Genomic DNA, 535 nt, shown 5'->3' on the forward strand with positions numbered 1-535 from the left:
CATCCGTGTCAGTGGGGACAACATGCATCTGTAGCCACATCAACGGTCTGTCTGGCGGTGGTTTCGGCCCCCACTTTACTCCCGAGAAGTTGACTATCTTCACGCAGTACAGGACTTGATCTACCTCAGCTTGGCTTGGAAGGTAATCGTCTGTTTTAGCCACTCGTTAAATTTCCATTTAAAGCCCGAAGGCTTTCTAGGTACAAGGGTTTTGGTCAGTGAACGTATACCATTGATTGGATTCAGACGTAATTATTTGAGGCAAAAACAAGTCATCAAGTTACCTCAATCCTCGCCAAATCTGATACGTCCCTTCATATACTTCTCATATATTGCATCAAGTTCTTTCAGGCGGAGGGATATGATTCTCAAAAAGTTTTGCTTTTCGTCATCATCAGGTAACTGACGATAGAGCTCAAGCAATCTTTGTTCATCCGCTTTCAACCCATCTTTTTCATTAACTTCTTGTCCGAGGACCCACTCAAGGCTGACCCCTAGCGCATCAGCCAGTTTTATCGCCGAACTTTTCCCAATC

1 protein-coding gene is annotated in these 535 nt (G+C 44.7%); it reads right to left on the reverse strand.

Features of this window, described 5'->3' with window-relative positions:
* Positions 1-285: 285 nt before the first annotated feature.
* On the reverse strand, positions 286-535 hold a 250-nt coding region (locus tag ACFPZN_RS56610), incomplete at its 5' end, for a hypothetical protein (RefSeq protein WP_378293776.1).

It is taken from the genome of Actinomadura rugatobispora, assembly GCF_042656285.1.
GTDB classification, from domain to species: domain Bacteria; phylum Actinomycetota; class Actinomycetes; order Streptosporangiales; family Streptosporangiaceae; genus Spirillospora; species Spirillospora rugatobispora.